This is a genomic window from Eikenella sp. NML99-0057 (assembly GCF_001648535.1).
Taxonomy (GTDB): domain Bacteria; phylum Pseudomonadota; class Gammaproteobacteria; order Burkholderiales; family Neisseriaceae; genus Eikenella; species Eikenella exigua.
This window is the reverse complement of the sequence record NZ_LXST01000001.1, coordinates 214,944-233,185: the sequence shown is the minus strand read 5'-3', so window position 1 is coordinate 233,185 and position 18,242 is coordinate 214,944. Positions and strand designations below refer to the sequence as shown.

The 18,242-nt window shown below is 57.4% G+C and carries 16 protein-coding genes and 1 pseudogene; 11 read left to right on the top strand and 6 right to left on the bottom strand.

The genetic code is table 11. From position 1 onward, the window contains the following. The first annotated feature begins 10 nt into the window (after nucleotides 1–10). The 5 genes and pseudogenes from A7Q03_RS01090 (at nucleotide 11) to A7Q03_RS01075 (ending at nucleotide 4,341) form a co-directional block, all read left to right on the top strand. Nucleotides 11–646 carry a DUF4376 domain-containing protein gene (locus A7Q03_RS01090; protein WP_067446608.1) on the top strand — a complete coding sequence of 212 codons (636 nt, stop codon included), beginning with the start codon at nucleotides 11–13 and terminating at the stop codon, nucleotides 644–646. Next, nucleotides 643–1,128, top strand: a complete 486-nt coding sequence (locus A7Q03_RS01085; RefSeq protein ID WP_067446607.1) for an enoyl-CoA hydratase — start codon at nucleotides 643–645, stop codon at nucleotides 1,126–1,128. Before A7Q03_RS01090 ends, A7Q03_RS01085 begins: the two co-directional genes overlap by 4 nt. Nucleotides 1,129–1,294: 166 nt before the next feature. After that, nucleotides 1,295–1,477, top strand: a complete 183-nt coding sequence (locus A7Q03_RS09640) for a Com family DNA-binding transcriptional regulator (protein ID WP_082880638.1) — start codon at nucleotides 1,295–1,297, stop codon at nucleotides 1,475–1,477. Further along, the gene (locus A7Q03_RS01080; protein WP_231881746.1) at nucleotides 1,416–2,258 is read left to right on the top strand and encodes a DNA adenine methylase; all 843 of its coding nucleotides are present in this window, start codon (nucleotides 1,416–1,418) and stop codon (nucleotides 2,256–2,258) included. The genes A7Q03_RS09640 and A7Q03_RS01080 overlap by 62 nt, the downstream gene beginning before the upstream one ends. A gap of 517 nt (nucleotides 2,259–2,775) precedes the next feature. Then, nucleotides 2,776–4,341, top strand: a pseudogene (locus A7Q03_RS01075) (chorismate-binding protein). 163 nt (nucleotides 4,342–4,504) lie between these two features. Here A7Q03_RS01075 and thiD read toward each other — a convergent pair. The 5 genes from thiD to A7Q03_RS10695 all read right to left on the bottom strand — a co-directional run bounded on the left by thiD (nucleotide 4,505) and on the right by A7Q03_RS10695 (nucleotide 8,893). Next, nucleotides 4,505–5,344, bottom strand: coding sequence for a bifunctional hydroxymethylpyrimidine kinase/phosphomethylpyrimidine kinase (gene thiD, locus A7Q03_RS01070; protein WP_067446603.1), 840 nt, complete (start codon nucleotides 5,342–5,344; stop codon nucleotides 4,505–4,507). A 22-nt stretch (nucleotides 5,345–5,366) separates the two neighbouring features. Then, nucleotides 5,367–6,167, bottom strand: a complete 801-nt coding sequence (gene thiM / locus A7Q03_RS01065; protein ID WP_067446601.1) for a hydroxyethylthiazole kinase — start codon at nucleotides 6,165–6,167, stop codon at nucleotides 5,367–5,369. Nucleotides 6,168–6,836: 669 nt separating this feature from the next. Further along, complete coding sequence (gene greB / locus A7Q03_RS01060; RefSeq protein WP_067447339.1) at nucleotides 6,837–7,328, bottom strand: transcription elongation factor GreB; 492 nt, start codon at nucleotides 7,326–7,328, stop codon at nucleotides 6,837–6,839. A gap of 39 nt (nucleotides 7,329–7,367) precedes the next feature. Further along, nucleotides 7,368–8,759, bottom strand: coding sequence for a DHA2 family efflux MFS transporter permease subunit (locus A7Q03_RS01055; RefSeq protein WP_082880636.1), 1,392 nt, complete (start codon nucleotides 8,757–8,759; stop codon nucleotides 7,368–7,370). A 2-nt stretch (nucleotides 8,760–8,761) separates the two neighbouring features. Beyond that, nucleotides 8,762–8,893, bottom strand: coding sequence for a hypothetical protein (locus A7Q03_RS10695; protein WP_255361280.1), 132 nt, complete (start codon nucleotides 8,891–8,893; stop codon nucleotides 8,762–8,764). Nucleotides 8,894–9,039: 146 nt separating this feature from the next. On the opposite strand from A7Q03_RS10695, the gene A7Q03_RS01050 reads away from it, so the two are divergent. The 3 genes from A7Q03_RS01050 to rarD all read left to right on the top strand — a co-directional run bounded on the left by A7Q03_RS01050 (nucleotide 9,040) and on the right by rarD (nucleotide 12,899). Beyond that, nucleotides 9,040–10,080 (top strand): type IV pilus twitching motility protein PilT, encoded by a 1,041-nt coding sequence (locus A7Q03_RS01050; protein ID WP_067446597.1) that lies wholly within the window; start codon nucleotides 9,040–9,042, stop codon nucleotides 10,078–10,080. A gap of 483 nt (nucleotides 10,081–10,563) precedes the next feature. After that, nucleotides 10,564–11,730 carry a PilT/PilU family type 4a pilus ATPase gene (locus tag A7Q03_RS01045; protein WP_369799156.1) on the top strand — a complete coding sequence of 389 codons (1,167 nt, stop codon included), beginning with the start codon at nucleotides 10,564–10,566 and terminating at the stop codon, nucleotides 11,728–11,730. 212 nt (nucleotides 11,731–11,942) lie between these two features. Further along, a complete protein-coding gene (gene rarD, locus A7Q03_RS01040; protein WP_231863692.1) occupies nucleotides 11,943–12,899 on the top strand; it encodes an EamA family transporter RarD in 957 nt (318 codons plus the stop codon). Between the two features lie 110 nt (nucleotides 12,900–13,009). Here the strand turns inward: rarD and A7Q03_RS01035 are convergent, their stop codons facing one another. Continuing rightward, complete coding sequence (locus A7Q03_RS01035; protein WP_067446588.1) at nucleotides 13,010–14,503, bottom strand: patatin-like phospholipase family protein; 1,494 nt, start codon at nucleotides 14,501–14,503, stop codon at nucleotides 13,010–13,012. Between the two features lie 189 nt (nucleotides 14,504–14,692). Here A7Q03_RS01035 and ppx point away from each other — a divergent pair, with 189 nt between their 5' ends. The 3 genes from ppx (at nucleotide 14,693) to A7Q03_RS01020 (ending at nucleotide 18,216) form a co-directional block, all read left to right on the top strand. Further along, nucleotides 14,693–16,186: an exopolyphosphatase gene (ppx, locus tag A7Q03_RS01030; RefSeq protein WP_067446585.1), complete on the top strand. Its 1,494-nt coding sequence runs from the start codon at nucleotides 14,693–14,695 to the stop codon at nucleotides 16,184–16,186. 249 nt (nucleotides 16,187–16,435) lie between these two features. Beyond that, a complete protein-coding gene (locus tag A7Q03_RS01025; protein WP_067446582.1) occupies nucleotides 16,436–17,626 on the top strand; it encodes a lysozyme inhibitor LprI family protein in 1,191 nt (396 codons plus the stop codon). A 53-nt stretch (nucleotides 17,627–17,679) separates the two neighbouring features. Continuing rightward, nucleotides 17,680–18,216 carry an NUDIX hydrolase gene (locus A7Q03_RS01020; protein ID WP_067446579.1) on the top strand — a complete coding sequence of 179 codons (537 nt, stop codon included), beginning with the start codon at nucleotides 17,680–17,682 and terminating at the stop codon, nucleotides 18,214–18,216. Nucleotides 18,217–18,242: the final 26 nt, after the last annotated feature.

Sequence of the window (18,242 nt, the reverse complement as noted above, 5' to 3'; positions counted from 1 at the left end):
GAGATAACTCATGACACTGTATTACTCACAATCCAGCGGCGGTTTTTATGACAGCACCATCCACAGCAGGCTACCTGAAGATGCGGTAGCCATCAGCCCCGAGCAGCACGCGGCACTGCTATCCGGCCAGTCCGCCGGGCAAGTGATTATGCCGGGCAAAGACGGCAAGCCCGTGCTAGCCGAGCAGCCGCCTTGCCCATCCAGCACTTGGGACGGCGAGCAATGGCACATCGACCCCGAGTGCGCCGCCCGGCTCAAAGCCGAGCAGCAGGATGAAATGTGGGAGCGCATCAAGGCCAAGCGCTACGACAACCTGCGGCACGGGGTGTTTGTCAAAAGCGTGGGCAAGTGGTTTTACACCAACGATGAGAGCCGAACCCAATACATCCTGCTGCGCACCATGAAAACGCTACCGCCGAATCTGAAGTGGAAAACGATGGAAAACGATTTTGTCCTCATGACCCGCGAACTGCTGGATGAAATGACTACGCAGATGGTAGTGGATGAGCAGGCAGATTTTGCCAATGCCGAACGCCATAAAGCCGCCATGCTCAAAGCCGAAAACCCGCTGGAATACGATTATTCAGACGGCTGGACAGCCAACTACGAACAGGCTGCCGCCGAACTTGAGGAGGTAGAAAAATGAACCGGCAACAAATCTATCTCGCTCTATACAAAGGCCGCCGCGACGGCAGCGGCTGGCGCGTGTGGTGCGCTAGGGCGACCGACTGGCTCACGCGCAAACTGACCCGCGGCCAGTACAGCCATGCCGAGATTGTGGTGCGCGAGCATCCGCAGGCATCGGTTTATACCTGCTACTCCGCTTCCATTCGTGACAAGGGCGTGCGCTGCAAAGTGATGCCGCTGCCGGCGGCTAAATGGGACTTGATCCCGCTGTCCTCCGTCCCTGAGGTACACGAGCAGCTGCAGAGGGTGTGGACGTCCACCGAGGGGCAGGGCTACGACCTGATGGGCGCATTGGGTATCGCCTTCGGGCTGCCGCAAAACCGCCGCCGCTGGTTTTGCTCCGAGTGGTGCGCCACCGCGTTGAGGCTGCCTGAAAGCTGGCGCTGGTCGCCCAACGACCTCGCTGTTATCGTACCCGCCCTATATAAGGAGGAGGCATAAAAATACCCGCCACAGGGGCGGGTATACGCAATAAGTAGGACGGCGGCGCGGCCGGTGTTTGCCCACCAAACCGCGCCAGCCACGCAGAGATAGCCTGCATGACCCAAGGCCGCCACCTCTAGAGGCGGGCGGATTCTAACATACTGGTAATGTGGGAGCTGCAAAAATGCAATATCGTTGCAAAAACTGCAATAAGCTGTTGGCCAAAGGCGAGGGGCAATTGGAAATCAAATGCCCGCGCTGCAAAGCGGTCAACCAATTTGGTTCTTTAACAACCCGGAGTGCCCGTGAGCGCCAAACTTCAAGGAACAAGCATCATGGGCAACACCCATCCCGTCAGTCCGCTTAGGGGCTGGCTGGGCGGCAAATACCGCCTGGCCGGTACCATTATTCCGTTAATCCCGTCAGACCATACCTGCTACGCCGAAGTGTTCGGCGGTGCGGCATGGGTGCTGTTCAAAAAGCCGCCATCCAAAGTGGAGGCCATCAACGACATCAACGCTGATGTCATCAATCTATATAGGTGTGTTCAAAACCACCTGCCCGAGCTGCTGCGGCAGGCGGAATACCTGCTGCCCAGCCGCGATGAGTATTGCCGGCTGCAGCACTGCAACCCCACCACCCTGACCGACATCCAGCGTGCGGTGCGCTTCCTCTATCTGCACCGCATGGGTTTCGGCGGCAAGGTGGCCGAGTTCTGCTGCGCCGCCACCAGCACGCGCCCGCCCAAGTTCCGCGCCGACAGGTTGGCCGAGGAGCTGCAACACAGCCACCGACGCCTGCAGGGGGTGATGCTGGAGCGGCTCAACTACGACGACTTCATCGCCCGCTACGACAAGCCCGGCACCTTCTTCTACATCGACCCGCCGTATTGGGACTGTGAGACGATGTACGGCAAAGGCATCTTTGCTAAGGCTGACTTCGAACGGCTGGCCGAGCAGCTACGCCACATCAAAGGGCGCTTCCTGCTGTCGATTAACGACGTGCCGGCCATTAGGGAGATCTTCACCGGCTTCCAGTTTAAAGAGGTCAGCCTGCGCTACAGTATCAACAAAGAGGCCACCACCGAGGCTGACGAGCTGTTGATTGCCAATTACCCCATCAACGCAGAGCAGGCAGAGCCGGCTTGATGTAAAAAATCCCACCAAGTAAGGTGGGATTTGTAACGTTGTTGCATAGGGTGCAATAATATCAGGACTGATTTATCGCGCCGAAGTGGGGATATTTATCGCGCGCGGCTTCAGCAAAGCCAAGAGCATGGCACAGCCATCCACAATGCGATTACTGACATCCAATACGGCTTGGCTGAAGACCGCTACGGCTGGCTTTGCCCATACCCGAGCGCTGATTGGCCGTTTGTTTCACCCGCTTTTGCATAGTTAAGCGGAGTGGAAATGCTTTTTCAGGTAGCCTTCTGCCCCTTTGTAAAGCCGCAGCCGCTTTGCCGGCTGTTCCCACCAACTGTCCTTTGTTCTCCCGCAGTCCAGATGGCGTTTACACCATGGCAGATTCAATTCGCTTTAGTTATATCCATGTTTCATGGTAATGAGGCTACCTGAAAACCATCATCCGTTTTTCAGGTAAACCCAAACTCCATCCCCTAAAGCGCGTATGATCCTATCATTCATATCTTGCCCATTCACAGCCATACCCTATTTCACCCTGTTTGACGATGCTGTGAGCGGCCGCGAAAAACTCTATCAAAATCATGTGGAAATCCGCCTTTTCCATCATAACGAACTGGATTCGCTGGATGATACGCTGCAAAAGGGCTGCATGCTGTGTTGTTTGCAGACTACGAATTCGGTTTGCCGCTAATGGGGATTGAGTCTGAACGCGGCGCAATCTTGCTCTACATTGGTTTGCCGCCTGCGCCAACCCGTTCTGTATGCCGTCTTGTCCCACCTGCCCGATACGGAGGGGAAATCTGCGTGAATGCTGTGTTTCTCGCCCGAACTCTTCCTCAAAATCGGTGCGGACGGCACCATCAGCACCGAACCGATGAAAGGCACCGCGCCGATTTTGGGCGACGGGCAAGACGAACGCCGCGCCGCCGAGTTGCAAAACGACCCAAAAAACCGCGCCGAAAACGTGATGATTGTCGATTTGCTGCGCAACGACCTCGGCAAAATCGCCCAAACTGGCAAAGTGCGCGTGCCCGAGCCGTTTAAAGTATCGCGTTTCGGCAGCGTCTGGCAGATGACCAGCACCATCCAAGCCCAAGCCCTGCCAAACACCTCGTTCGCCGACATCCTCCGCGCCGCCTTCCCCTACGGCAGCATCACCGGCGCACCCAAACTCATGAGCATGCAGATTATCGAATCGCTCGAAGCCGAACCGCGCGGCCTGTACACCGGCAGCATCGGCTACCTGAACCCCTGCGCGGGCGGGCTGGGATTTGAAGGCATATTCAACGTCGTCATCCGCACCCTGTCGCTCAAACCTGTTTCAGACCCGATTTCAGACGACCTCTATCAAGGGGTGTATGGCGTCGGTTCCGGCATCGTCATCGACAGCGACCCCGCCGCCGAATATCGGGAATGCGGCTGGAAAGCCCGTTTCCTCAACGAATTGCGCCCCGCCTTCGGCATCTTCGAAACCATGCGCGTGGAAAACAGGCAATGCCGCCTGCTCGACCTGCATTTAGGTCGTCTGAAAACCTCAGCCCAAGCCCTCAACCTGCCCCTGCCCGATGACTGCGAAACCCGAATCCGGCAATACATCGCCGACTTGCCCGACGGCCTGTTCCGCCTGAAAACCGAACTCGTTTCAGACGGCCTCATCCTCAGCCATGCCGCCACCGCTGAACTGCCTGCTTCCCAGCGCATCATCCCCGCCCCGCAACCCCTCCCGCGCCGCGACTACCTGCGCCGCTTCAAAACCACCCGCCGCGCCCTGTACGACCAAGCATGGCAAACCGCCGAAACGCAGGGCGCATTCGACAGCCTGTTTTTCAATTCAAACGGCCTCCTGCTCGAAGGCGGCAGAAGCAACGTGTTCGTCAAATACCAAGGACAATGGCTCACCCCGTCTCTGGATTTGGACATCCTAAACGGCGTCATGCGCCAAGCCGTGTTGCAGCAGCCGCAAACCTACTTGGGCACAAATACAGTCATCGAAACGCACATCACCCGCGACATGCTGGAACACGCCGAAGAAATCCGCCTCTCCAACGCCTCGCGCGGCGTGTTCCGGGCAGAATTGGCACAATAAACAAACGGCTTGGAATCTTGTTCCAAGCCGTTTGTTTCAGCACATCGAGTTTCAGGTAACCTTCCAGCCATATACACGAAGGCTACCTGAAAACATCAGCTCCAACGAAGCCAAATCTTTTCAGGTAGCCTTTGCACACAGCCAAGCTGTCTGCTTGCTTTCTTCACTCTGCACACATCATCGCCCAATGGTTTACCGGCCCGTGGCCATGGCCGATATTGATGGGCTGCGAGATGGCGGCGGTGATGCACTGTTTGGCGGTGCGGATGGCCGCTTCCACCGCTGCGCCTTTGGCCAGCTCGGCGGTGAGGCAGGCGGAGAAGGTGCAGCCGGTGCCGTGGGTGTGCGGGGTGGGGAAGCGCGGGCTTTCCAAAGTGAACTGCCCGTCGGGCATAAACACCCAGTCGCGGCAGATTTCGCTTTGCGATTCGCCGCTGTGGCCGCCTTTAATCACCACGGTTTGTACACCGGCTTCCTGCAAGATGCGGGCGGCGCGTTCGGCGTCGGCATCAGTTTGGATATCGATGCCGGTCAGCGCTTCGGCTTCGGGCAGGTTGGGCGTGAGCACGTCGGCCAGCGGCAGCAAATGCCGTTTGAGCGCGGCCACGGCGTTTTGCTGCAACAGCGGCGCACCGCCCTTGGCCACCATCACCGGATCAAGCACCAGCCGGCCAAACGGTTTGCCTGTCAGTTTTTCCGCCACACATTCAATCACTTCGGCCGTGCCGAGCATGCCGATTTTAAAAGCGGCTACCTGAAAACGAGCATCGCGAGTTTCTGCGAAGCTAAAATCGGCGGCGATGGAATCGATTTGTGCGCGGATAATATCGAGCGGCACGCCGTGGATGGCCTGCACGCCGAGAGTGTTTTGCGCGGTTACCGCCGCCAGCACGCTCATGCCGTACACGCCGCGCATTTGAAAGGTTTTCAAATCGGCCTGAATGCCGGCGCCGCCGCCGCTGTCGGAGCCGGCGATGGTAAGGGCTTGTGCAATTTGCGTCATCTGTTCTCTCCTAATTAAGCCGTTAAATCCATTCTACTTTCGCGCGTGCCGCTACTTCCTGTGCTGATACAGCGGCCAGGCTGTCGATCAGCTCCCATGCGAACGAGCCGCTCTGCGAAGGCTGCAAGCCCTGCGCCGCCAATTCGCCCGCCACGGCATACACGGTGCAGGCTTCGGCCACGGCGTGCAGATAGTCTTCCGGCGCGGCCACAGCGGCAAATGCGCCCACCACCGTGCTCAACAGGCAGCCGGAAGCGGTTACTTTGGGGAACAGCGGCGTGCCGTTATTCAATTTAGCGGTGCGGCTGCCGTTGGAAACGTAGTCAGTTTCGCCGCTGATGGCGGCAACGCAACCGTATTGCTGCGCAATGCGTTGGGCGATGCTGTGCAAATCGGCCGAGCCGCTGCCTGCATCTACGCCTTTGGCATGCCATTCCACCCCGGCAATGTGCGCCATTTCGCCCGCATTGCCGCGCACAGCAGCAAATCGGATTTCTGCCAACAGCTGCGCCGTGGTTTCGCGCCGCAGCTGGGTAAAGCCTGCGCCTACCGGATCAAGCACCACCGGCACGCCCGCACGGTTGGCCGACTTGCCCGCCACCAGCATGGCTTCCACCTTCTGCTTGTTCAGCGTGCCGATGTTCAGCACCACTACCGAACTCACCGCTGCCAGCTCCGCCATTTCGTCCACGCTGTCGGCCATAATCGGCGAAGCACCAATTGCAAGCAGGCCGTTGGCCGAGAAATGGGCCGCCACGATATTGGTGATATTGTGCACCAGCGGATTACGGGCACGAACTTGATCTAGATATTTGATTTCCATATTACTTTATTCCTATTGATTGGCGGCACGGGCAAGAAAAACGCCCGCTATTGGATCGGGCGAGAAATGGTGTTGTATCAAGAGAATATGGCGGGCTCTTCAGCTTCGCTTTCAGGTAGCCTGTTATCAAACTGTACTGTTTGATGCCTAGCCACCCACATAGTTTCCTACGCCAGTATTGGGGCTGTTGGCAATTACTTTTCCAAGTGGATTTTTGTTCCCAAGGCGGTAGATTCAAGGCGGAAACCACAGCAAGGTTGTACACCTTGCGAGGATTGCCAACGCGGAAGATGCTGCTTTGGAAACGAGAAGACGCGGAAACCAGTAATTGCCGGCAGACCCTAGCTGTATCAGGTACAACGGGTATTTTCTCAGCCGCCTCTGCGGCACCCCGACTAATGGCGGCAGATTATAGCCTGCAATATGATGAAAGGCTACCTGAAACTAGCCCATCATTTCGTTTCAGTCAATCTGCTAAATTTCAGGTAGCCTGCAACCTTGTAGGAATAAGTTTTATACCTGTCGGAACACTATCCAAGCATGGCCGTCATCTCTGCACCAGGCCGGCTAAAAACGGATGTTGTTTAAGCATGGCAACACCGCTTTACGCCAGCAAAAGGCTACCTGAAAATTTTCAGGTAGCCTTTCCCTACACGATATATCTGCCCTCTACTCTATCTTCACATAAGCTACAGACAACACTTCGATTTCCTCCCTGCCTTCCGGCCCGTGGAACACAATTTCATCGCCTTCGCGGGCTTTGAGCAAGGCGCGGGCGAGCGGGGAAGTCCAGGAAATTTTGTGGCGGGCGGTGTCGATTTCGTCCACGCCCACGATGCGCACGGTTTGCTCTTCGCCGTTGCCGCGCAGCAGTTCCACGGTGGCGCCGAAAAAGATTTGGTCGGTGGCTTCGCGGGTTTCGGGATCGACCACTTGCGCCGCTTCCAGCCGTTTGGTGAGGAAGCGGATGCGGCGGTCGATTTCGCGCATGCGGCATTTGCCGTAGAGATAGTCGCCGTTTTCGCTGCGGTCGCCGTTGGAGGCGGCCCAGTTGACGATTTGCACGATTTCGGGGCGCTCTTTGTTCACCAGCTGATAGAGCTTGTCTTTCAATGCCTGCCAGCCGACTGGGGTAAGGTAGTTGGGGGTGGTATTGCTCATGATGGCTTTCAAATCTATTCAAATGTGCGGATGAAGGTTTCAGGTAGCCTTACGGTTTAAATGCCCGCCGTCGCCGGAATGCAGTTTGGCCAACAGCCACAGTAGCACCAGGCCGAAGGTAGCCAGCGACAGGTAGGTGTAACTGAAGGCCTGTTCCAGCAGCGCGCCGGTTTCGCCCACGGCGGCACGGTATGCGCCCAAAATCACGGCGGCCACGGCAATGCCGATGCCGATGCCCACCTGCTGCACCACGCTGAGCATGGTCGAGCCCGCGCTGGCTTCTTCGTTCGACAAATCGCCGATGGTAAGAGTGTTGATGGCGGTGAACATCAGGGATTGGCACAGGCCGAAGCAGGTGGCCAGCAGCATGTAAAACGTTATCGAGCTGTGCGAATCGAGCAGCGACAGCGCAGCCACCACGGCCGACATAGCCACGGCCACACCCAAGAGCGTACCTTTATAGCCGAAGCGCACCAGAATCGGCGCAGTAAACGGTTTCATCAAAATCGAGCTCAACGCCACCGGCGCGAGCATCCAGCCCGCCATTTCGGCATTGTAGCCGAAGGCTACCTGAAGCATCAGCGGCACCAGGAAGGGGATGCCGGAAGAGAGCACGCGGAACATCAGGTTCGCTGCCAGCCCGATACTGAAAGTATGCACCCGGAACAGCGAAAGCGGCAGCAGCGGATTTTTAGCACGCCGCGCATACGCGGCATACAGCCACATGGCCGCCGCACCCAGCCCGATAACTACTAGGGCGCGGCGGCCGTTGTGCAGGTTTTCCGCCGCCAGCTCCAGCCCGTAGGTAATCCCCACCAGGCCACCGGCAAACAGCAAAAAGCCCAGCCAATCCAAGGGCTGCACGGCGGCCCGCACATTGGGCATATAGCGTCCGGCAATGGCGATGCCGAACAGGCCGATGGGAATATTGATGAAGAAAATCCAGTGCCAAGAAAGGTTTACCGCCATCCAACCGCCCAAAATCGGCCCGACGATGGGGCCGATGAGGCCGGTCATCGACATTAAATTCCACGCCGCCACCAATTCCGATTTGGGCACGGTGCGGATAATCGCCAGCCGCGCCACCGGCATCATCAGCGCGCCACCCACGCCCTGCAAAATCCGTGCCAGCACCAGCCAGTTTAAAGTGGGCGAGGCGGCGCAGGCCACCGAACCGAGCACGAACACCGCCACCGCCAGCCGGAACACGTTGAGCGTACCCAGCCGGTCGGCCAGCCAGCCCGATAGTGGAATCAGCGCGGCCACAGTAAGCGCATAGCTGATGATGGCCAGCTCCATTTGCAGCGGCGATTCGTGCAGGCTTGCCGACATCACCGGCAGCGCAGTATTCAAAATAGTGGCGTCCAGCGACTGCATAAACAGCGCCATCGCCGCCGTCCAGGCTAGGCCTTTTTGTTGCGAGGTCATCATGATTAAGAAAGGGTGTTTGGAATGGCGTTTGATTGGCCGGTAGATTGCAGGAGGCTACCTGAAAAATAAACAGAATGGATTTTCAGGTAGCCTCTGTCTGACTGGGCATCATCCCGGCCAATAGCCAGAAACATGCCAAAACCCTGTATCCTGTTTCAGATAACCGCCAATTTTACATGAAAATACAAGTTTTCCTTTATTTATCCTGCCATCTGTATTTACAATGAACTGTTTTTAGCAAAACTGCAAAAAAATTACTGAAAAGGGAGTTTCAAACGCCATGCAGATTACCGACCTACTCGCGTTCAGCGTGAAAAACAAAGCATCCGACTTGCACCTCTCCGCTGGCCTACCACCTATGATCCGCGTGCACGGCGACGTGCGCCGCATCAACCTGCCGGAAATGAGCGCCGAAGAAGTGGGCAACATGATCTCTTCCATCATGAACGACCACCAGCGCAAAGACTACCAACAACGGCTGGAAACCGACTTTTCCTTCGAACTGCCCAACATCGCCCGTTTCCGTGTGAACGCATTCAACACCGAACGCGGTCCGGCTGCCGTATTCCGTACTATTCCCAGCAAAGTACTCACACTGGAAGAATTGAACGCGCCCAAAGTATTCCAAAAAATTTCCGACCAGCCGCGCGGCCTGGTGCTGGTAACCGGCCCCACCGGTTCCGGTAAATCCACCACCCTGGCAGCGATGATCAACTACATCAACGAAAACCATCACCACCACATCCTCACTATCGAAGACCCGATCGAGTTTGTGCACCAGAGTAAACAATGCTTGGTGAACCAACGCGAACTACACCAACACACCCACAGCTTCGCCAACGCTCTGCGCTCCGCACTGCGTGAAGACCCGGATATCATCCTGGTGGGTGAGATGCGCGACCCGGAAACCATCGGTTTGGCGCTCACCGCCGCCGAAACCGGCCACCTAGTATTCGCCACCCTGCATACCACCGGTGCAGCCAAAACCGTGGACCGTATTATCGACGTGTTCCCCGCCGGCGAAAAAGAGATGGTGCGTTCCATGCTTTCCGAATCACTGCGCGCCGTGATTTCGCAAACCCTGCTCAAAACCAAAGACGGCAAAGGCCGCGTGGCCGCGCACGAAATCCTGATTTCCACCGCCGCCGTGCGCAACCTGATCCGCGAAAACAAAATCGCCCAAATCGGTTCTGCCCTGCAAACCGGCCAAGCACACGGTATGCAGACGCTCGACCAATCCCTGCAGGCCCTGCTCAGACGCGGCATTATCAGCATCGATGCCGCCCGCGCCAAAGCGCAGAACCCCGACCAACTCGTCTAAACCGACAATCGTACAAGGGAAAACATCATGTCAAACGATCAGCACAAACAAAACTTGGCCGAGCTGCTCTCCGAAATGGCCAACCAACGCGACGACCTACCGCCCGAACCCACTCCCGTTACTGCCGCCATGATGCCGAATGGCAATTTGGCTTCCATGGAAAGCCAGCTGGCCACTGGTACACTCGATATTCCGCCGCTGCCCGATTTGCCCGAAAGCACATTCGGCAAACCGGAATTGATTGAACCAGGTTTCGTGGCACAGCCCATTACGCCGCCTGCCCAACCAGTGCAGCCGCAAGCAGCACAACCGCAGCCGCAACTTAAATCTAAATACGCAGCAGCCCTTGCACCCCATGCCGCCCAACCAATGCAGACCCCAGCCAAACCGACTCTGGCTCAGACTGCCCCGCAGCAGCCTACCGCCCGTCCCGCACCAGCCGTGTCTAGCCATCCGCCGCTGCATGCCGCGCCGGCACAGCCTATTGGCCACGGCCCGAACCAGCACTTAACCCGCGAGCGCGCCAAACTGCACCCGCTACTGGAAAAAATGGCCGATGAATCGCTCAAACGCAACGCTTCCGATATCTTCATCAGCAGCAACTTCCCGCCTTCGTTCAAAATCGACGGTACGCTGGTGCCGATTCCGGTAAAACCGCTCGCCGAAGAAGAAGCCGCACAAATCGTTTACTCCACCTTCAACGACGAGCAGAAAGCCAAATTCCCGGTGGAATGGGAGCTGAACTACTCCCTGCAATCACAAAACGGTATCCGTTTCCGTGTGAACGCCTACCATGAACAAGGCCGCATCGGCTTGGTAATGCGCCGCATCACCACCAACATTCTCACCATAGACGACCTGCGCCTGCCGCAAGTGCTCAAAGAGCTCTCCATGCGCAAGCGCGGCCTGATTATTCTGGCCGGCCCCACCGGTTCCGGTAAATCCACTTCGCAGGCCGCGATGCTCGACTGGCGTAACAAACACTCCGCCGGCCACATCGTAACCATCGAAGACCCGATCGAGTATATTCACAGCCCGATCAAGAGCATCATCACCCAACGCGAAGTCGGCCTTGATACCCACAGCTGGGGTGCAGCCGTGCAAAGCGCCATGCGTCAGGCGCCCGATGTAGTCTGCGTGGGTGAGGTACGTAACGAACACTCCATGGAGTACGCCCTACAACTGGCGCAAACCGGCCACTTGTGCTTCTTCACCATCCACGCCACCAACGCCAGCCAAACCGTTGAGCGTATTATGAACTTGTACCCAGAAGAACGGCATCCGCAAATTCTGATGGACTTGGCGTTGAACCTAGTGGCCATTATCGGCCAGCGTTTGGTGCTGAAAAAAGGCGGCAAAGGCCGAAATGCCATCATCGACCTGCTTATCAACACCCCCGCTATGCAGGATCACGTATTCAAAAACCAGTTGCTTGAGGCTCGCGAGCTGATGGAACGCGCTGAGGACGACGGCATGCAAACCTTCGACCAAGACTTGTTCCGCCTCTACATCAACGGCGAAATCGACTACGACGAAGCCCTGCGCCAGGCCGAATCCGCCAACGACTTGCGCCTGCGCATCAAGCTCTACGAAGAAGGCCGCGAAAGTACGCACATCTTCGAGCGTGTAAGTGATTTGAACCTGATGTAACGGCCAAACGGCTGTATAGAGGCTATCTGAAACCGCCCGACGGATTTTCAGGTAGCCTCTACCGTTCTCGTGTAACCCAAACAAACTGGCTTATAGGTTTCGTTTGATTCGATAGCTAAACACTTATTTTTTCATGTAAGGTAGCAAGCGGCAGAGTACAAGTAATACAGCAAGGTGCATCCACACCGCATGAAAATATAAACACTTAAGCTATGGCCACGCTGAAGCCAACACTTCCAGGTAGTCTCTACACCATCCGCCAACACATCATGAATACCACCCACTCCACCGAATACCGCCGCGGCCTCTACTGCGTCATCGGCTGCTACCTGATTTGGGGCTTTTTCCCGCTCTACTGGCTGCCCCTAGTCGGCCAGCCCATCGGCGCCGGGCAACTGATGGCACACCGTATCGTATGGGCATCGCTGCTCGCCATCGGCGCGGTAGCCTGCTCACCTTCTGCCCGCACCCAACTCGTACAAGCCGTCAAAAGCCGCCAAACCCTCACCGCCTTCGCCATCTGTTCCACCCTATTGGCGGCAAACTGGCTGCTCTATTTGGCTGCCATCACCCAACGGCAGGTATTGCAAGCCAGCCTGGGCTACTTCATCGCACCCCTCGCCAGCATCTTCTGCGGCCGACTGTTTCTGCGCGAAGCCCTGCGCCCGCTGCAAATCGGCGCGATTCTTTTAGCCATCGTGGGCGTGGTGTGGCTTTCCGCATGGGGCGGGCAGATGCCTTGGATTGCACTGGGCATCGGTGTGAGCTGGAGCATATACGGCCTGTTGCGTAAACTTGCCCCGCTGCCAGCCCTGCCCGGCTTCACGCTGGAAACACTGATGTTGCTGCCCTTTGCCCTCCTGTATCTTGGCTGGCATTATTGGCACGGCAGCCTGGTCTTCACCCAATTGCCGCCCCTGCCCTTGGCCATTGTAATCGGCAGCGGTGCCGCCACCATGATTCCGCTGCTGCTGTTTGCCGCCGCCGCGCAACGCATCCGCCTCACCACCATCGGCATACTGCAATACCTCTCGCCCAGCCTGCAATTCCTACTCGGCCTCACCGCCTTCCACGAGCCGTTCAGCCGTATGCAGTTTACCGGTTATCTGTGGGTATGGGCGGGTGTGGCGCTGTTCGTGTGGGGCGCACGTAAAAAGCAGGCTCCCTGAAAGCTGATCAATACGATAAAGCAAGCTAACACTAGCTTAGTTTGATATCCACCCACTATAAAAGGCTACCTGAAATCTTTCAGGTAGCCTTCCAGCTTAACCAACTATCCTCACTCTGCCTCACCTTCCTCCAAACAATCTGCCCTGGTTGCCGCTGTGCCGTTTTTGCAGGCATCTTGAGCCGGCGCAGTCGAGCCTTCTTGTGCCCCTGATTCTGACCCCGCTTCTTTCGATAAGGCAGCCAGCACCCGGGCGTATTCGGGCGATTGGCGCATCAGCACGCGGGCGGCTTCTTTCAGGTTGTTGATGTCCTCACGCGGCAGGTAAAAGCTGGTGGAAATATTGAGCACGTTTTTGCGCAGGGTGGAGTCGGGCAAATCTCGCAAGCTTAGGCTCACGAAATGCAGGCTGATCGGCTGGCCTCGGCGGCTACCGGCCTGGCTGTTCCATTGGTCGGCCACAGCACGGATGCGGCGTAGCGACTCTTGCGAATTTTGGTCGATGGGCACGTTGATGATGGCGCCCAACACATCGTAGAGGCCGGGCACTTTGGCACTTTGGTCGATGGTACTGTCGAGCTGGTTTTGCGCGTTTACGCTGATCACGATGATTTTGCGCACGTTTTGGTTGGCCAGCTGGCGGTGCAGAATTTGGCTGGGATAGATTTCAGTGGCTTCCAGTAGGCCGCGCAAACCGAGGTTGTCGGTGAGACCGCCGTCGAGCAAATGGACATAAGGACGGTTTTTGCTGTCTTGATATAGCGCCAACTCTTGGCCAAACTCGCGGCGGGTTCGGGCTTGCTGCTGCTCGTCGCTACCGTGTTCCAGCGCGTTTTGCAGGCGCGGCGGCAGGGTGTAGCCGCAGTTGCCGCCGTTGTTGTTAATCGTAATCGGGCTGAACACCACGGGTACGGCGCTGGAGGCGGCCACAGCGCGCGCCAGGCGCAAATCGGAAAGGTTGAGGCACATCATGTCGAAAAATTCTTGCGTGAAATCAAAGCGCCGCCCTATCGACATATCGGTGGCCGACACCACGGCAAACGGGCCTTTGCGCCGACTGGCCAAATCACCGAAGGTGGCGTGGCCAAACAGGCTGGCTTCAAACTGCTCCTGCAGCAAATCGCCGCGCCCGAATTCAGGCGAGGTCAGGCGCGGCAGGTTGGCCAGCGAGAACACTTGCCGGCTTACCAGTTTTTGGAAATTCTGCTTCAAGAATTGCTGTTCAAATGCAGGGATGGTATCGCGCCCATGGAGCGAATAATAAGTAGCCAGCACCGAGCCGCCGGACACGCCGTACACCAAGTCCACGCTATCGAGCAGCGGTTTTTCCCGCCCTTCGATGTACACCGGCTGCTTGGCCAGCTCTTCGAGCACGCCGTAGCCCAAAGCCGCCGTGCGCGTGCCGCCGCCGGAAAACAGCAGCACCACGAATACATCGTCGTTTTGCTGCGCAATGCTCTGCTCCAGCCGGTAGCCCTGCGTGGTATCTACTTTCGAAATAGTAGCCACCGGCCGATAGTTCACCAGCGAGCAGGCTCCAAGCAGCGCCAACAACCCCGCCGCCACACCGCGTTTCAGCACAGCATTGCACGCACGAATCCGCATAAACCAACCTTTCACACTCAATCTAAACCATAACGCAGGCTACCTGAAAAATAGAAAACCAATTTTCAGGTAGCCTCAAGCGCATTATAACAAAGCCGCTTCCCCTAGAGGCGAGCTGAAATTCCGCAGCATAATGACACACTAGGCGCCGCAAGGTAAGATACACGCTTTCTATCCAACACAAGCAATATGACCATTCCCGCCAATATGCTGGCCGCGGTAGACCTCGGCTCCAACAGTTTCCGCCTGCAAATCTGCACCAACCACAACGGGCAGCTGCAAATCGTTGATTCCATCAAAGATATGGTGCGCTTTGCCGCCGGGCTGGACGAACACAAACAACTCGACCAAGCCGCCCAAGAGCGGGCACTAGCCTGTCTGGCCAAATTCCACGAGCGCCTACGCGGCTTTCCGCCCGAGCAGGTGCGCGCCGTGGCCACCAACACCTTCCGCGTGGCCAAAAATATCGCTCCCTTCATGCCCCGCGCCGAAGCCGCCTTGGGCTTTCCCATCGAAATCATCGCCGGGCGCGAAGAAGCCCGCCTTATCTACACCGGCGTCATCCACACCCTGCCACCCGGCAGCGGGCAGATGCTGGTGGTTGATATTGGCGGCGGCTCCACCGAATTCGTAATCGGCAGCCGCCTGCAGCCCGACATCACCGAAAGCCTCAATCTCGGCTGCGTAAGCTACAGCCTGCGTTTCTTCCCCAAAGGCAAAGTATCCGCCGAATCCTTCAAGCTAGCCGTCAACACCGCCCGCAGCGAAATCCAACGCATTGCCAAGCTGTTGAAAAGCACCGGCTGGCAGCTGGCCGTGGGCACTTCCGGCACCGCCCGCACCCTGCGCGACCTCATTGCCGCCGCCAATCCCGAAGACAACCGCATCACTCCCGCCGCCCTACAAAAAATTGCCACCCGTCTGATTGAAGCCGGCAGCACCAAAAAAGCCAAATTCGAAGGCATGAAAGCCGACCGCATCGAAGTATTCGCTGGTGGGCTGGCCATGATGAACGCCGTATTTGCCGAGCTCGATATCGACAGCATGACCGTAACCGACGCCGCCCTACGCGACGGCGTATTCTACGACCTCATCGGCCGCCAGCTCAACGAAGACATGCGTGAGCAAACCATCGCCCATTTCCAACAGCGCTACCACGTCAGCCAAAACCAAGCCCAACGCGTGGCCACCCTCGCCGCCCAGTTCTTCAACATGCTCGCCGAACGCGAATCCGAAAAAGAGCGCCACTATTGGCAACAATACCTGCGCTGGGCCGCCCTCGTGCACGAAATCGGCACCGACATTGCCTACACTGCCTATCATAAGCACTCCGCCTACATCCTCGAGCAAGCCGACATGCCCGGATTTTCCCGCCAAGAGCAGCAAATCCTCGCCACCCTGGTGCTCGGCCAGCGCGGCGATTTAAAAAAAATGGCCGAGCTGCCTATCAGCCCCACCATGTGGCTTGCCGTGGCCGCCCTGCGCCTGGCCGTACTGTTCTGCCGCGCCCGCCTGCCACACACCCTGCCCGCAGGCACCCGACTGAGCTACGAAAACAAAAACTACACCCTCGCCATTAGCCGTCAATGGCCGGAAGACAACCTCCTCACCGCCGGCGCACTGGCCGATGATGCCGCCCAATGGCGCAAAATCGGCATCCGCTTCAGGTTGCTGCTGCAATAGCACCAGCATGCCGCAAACTCTCAGGTAGCATTTACCGCCAAACCAAACACAGGCTACCTGAAAAACTACAGCTTCAGTTATAGCCAAGTAATGCTTCTCTCTACCAAGCAGCAAGCTGCCAACAGTATAAGTGGCAAGCCGCAGCAGCAGGAAGTAAAGTGCTTTCGCTGCAAAACCAAAATTTCCCGCCATCGCTCACCATGGCGGGTTAGAATACTGTTATCCATCTCCTAATCAAGGAATCCAAACATGAACCCCCTGATTAAACCCGTCCTCGCCCTCCTGATCGCTGCCTCGCTGGCTGCCTGCGGCAAAGAAGAAGCCAAACCGGCCGCCCTCAGCTGCCAAGCACCCGAAGCGCTCGAACAGCTCAAAGCCCAAATTCAGGCTACTGCCTTCCCGCCTAGCGACAGCGAACTGCCCGCCCCACAGGTTGGTGCCGCCGAAATCCAGGCCGCACTCGACCAGCTCGGCTTCGAAATCACCGACATCCGCACCACCCAAGCCGCTTCCGAAGACAACAAACAACTTGCCTGCGAAGCCACCCTGCGCTTTGCCCCCAAACCGGAAGCCCAAGCCCGCCTGAAACAAAGCATTTCCGACTACATGGAGATCAATGAAAGCGACGGCATCGAATACAACGAAATGATGACCGCCGGCGACCCCACCCTCAAACCCGACGGCCAAGGCGGCTACATTCGCCCGCTCAACTACACCGTCAGCCAAACCGACAGCGGCGACAAACTCGTTATCAACGTAGACAGCAAAACCGCCTCCTCCGGCCTGCAGCCGCCCCTGTCCTTCTACCTCACCGCCCCCGATTTGGCCAAACAAGTAGCCGAAATCCGCCAGAAATCCGCAGCCGAGGAAACCCGCCAGCAAGAGCTAAACACGCTCGACCAAAACCGTCTGCAAGCCCGTATCGAACTTTTGCGCACCGAAAACAAACAGGCGCAAGAAAACCTGAATAAGACTTGGCAAGCACTGCCCGACGCCGTCCAAACCGCGCTCAAAGACGCGCAAAGCCAATGGGCACGTCTGCGGGTGAGCCAATGTACCTACCAAAGCAAGGCCGATTCCACCGATCCGCTAGAGCAAGAAGCACTGCGTATCGAATGCGACACCCGCGAGCTGCAGCAGCGCATCCCCACCCTCAAGCAGGAAGCCGAAACTTTCACCGGCAACCAGCTCACTGAAGCCACCCAGCGTGCCCAAGCCGCCCAGCAGGAATTGCGCAATGTGTGGCAGAGCGTGCCTGCCGATGTGAAAGACATCATCGGTCAAGACTACCAATCCTGGGCCGCCAGCAGCGCAGCCAAATGTGCCCAAGCCGCCCAACAGGCCGGCGGCGGCAACAACGGCCAGCTCGCCCGCCTCGAATGCACCGCCACCGAGGCCCGCAACAAGGCCAAAGAACTGCGCGGCTACGTTTCCCAATAATCTGTTTCTAGAAAAGGCTACCTGAAAATTTCAGGTAGCCTCACCCCACTGCAATGAACCTCACCGAAACCCAACTCTCTTCCGAACCGATTTTCGACGGCAAATTCGTTACCATTGCCCGCGATACTGTGCGCCTGCCCAACGGCAACCAAAACTACCGCATTGTTATCCGCCACCCCGGCGCCGCCTGTGTGCTGGCCGTTACCGAAGCAGACGAAGTGGTGCTGGTGCGCCAATGGCGATATGCTACCGGCCAAGCCCTGCTCGAGCTGCCCGCCGGCAAACTCGATGCCGGCGAGGATCCGGCCGTATGCGCCGCGCGCGAACTGGAAGAAGAAACCCCCTACCGCGCCCAATCCGTGCGCCTACTGCATACCTTCTACACCGCCCCAGGCTTCTGCGACGAGAAAATGTATCTCTACCTCGCCGAAGGCATCACGCCCACCAGCACCCGCAAGCCCGACCAAGACGAATTTGTCGAAACCGTATTGCTCTCGCGCCAAGCCGTGCGGGAAGCCATTGCCAACAACCAGATTCAAGACGGCAAAACCTTGGTCGGCCTGCAATATTGGCTGCTCAACAGCAAATAACACACTCAACTAAGGCTACCTGAAAT

Bases quoted from the DNA above. Each gene is read 5' to 3' on its own strand.
- A7Q03_RS01055 (WP_082880636.1), bottom strand. From the start codon at position 8,759: ATGATGACCTCGCAACAAAAAGGCCTAGCCTGGACGGCGGCGATGGCG.
- A7Q03_RS01035 (WP_067446588.1), bottom strand. From the start codon at position 14,503: ATGCGGATTCGTGCGTGCAATGCTGTGCTGAAACGCGGTGTGGCGGCG.
- A7Q03_RS01050 (WP_067446597.1), top strand. From the start codon at position 9,040: ATGCAGATTACCGACCTACTCGCGTTCAGCGTGAAAAACAAAGCATCC.
- A7Q03_RS01020 (WP_067446579.1), top strand. From the start codon at position 17,680: ATGAACCTCACCGAAACCCAACTCTCTTCCGAACCGATTTTCGACGGC.
- greB (WP_067447339.1), bottom strand. From the start codon at position 7,328: ATGAGCAATACCACCCCCAACTACCTTACCCCAGTCGGCTGGCAGGCA.
- thiD (WP_067446603.1), bottom strand. From the start codon at position 5,344: ATGACGCAAATTGCACAAGCCCTTACCATCGCCGGCTCCGACAGCGGC.
- A7Q03_RS01025 (WP_067446582.1), top strand. From the start codon at position 16,436: ATGAACCCCCTGATTAAACCCGTCCTCGCCCTCCTGATCGCTGCCTCG.
- ppx (WP_067446585.1), top strand. From the start codon at position 14,693: ATGACCATTCCCGCCAATATGCTGGCCGCGGTAGACCTCGGCTCCAAC.
- rarD (WP_231863692.1), top strand. From the start codon at position 11,943: ATGGCCACGCTGAAGCCAACACTTCCAGGTAGTCTCTACACCATCCGC.
- A7Q03_RS01090 (WP_067446608.1), top strand. From the start codon at position 11: ATGACACTGTATTACTCACAATCCAGCGGCGGTTTTTATGACAGCACC.
- A7Q03_RS09640 (WP_082880638.1), top strand. From the start codon at position 1,295: ATGCAATATCGTTGCAAAAACTGCAATAAGCTGTTGGCCAAAGGCGAG.
- thiM (WP_067446601.1), bottom strand. From the start codon at position 6,167: ATGGAAATCAAATATCTAGATCAAGTTCGTGCCCGTAATCCGCTGGTG.
- A7Q03_RS10695 (WP_255361280.1), bottom strand. From the start codon at position 8,893: ATGTTTCTGGCTATTGGCCGGGATGATGCCCAGTCAGACAGAGGCTAC.
- A7Q03_RS01085 (WP_067446607.1), top strand. From the start codon at position 643: ATGAACCGGCAACAAATCTATCTCGCTCTATACAAAGGCCGCCGCGAC.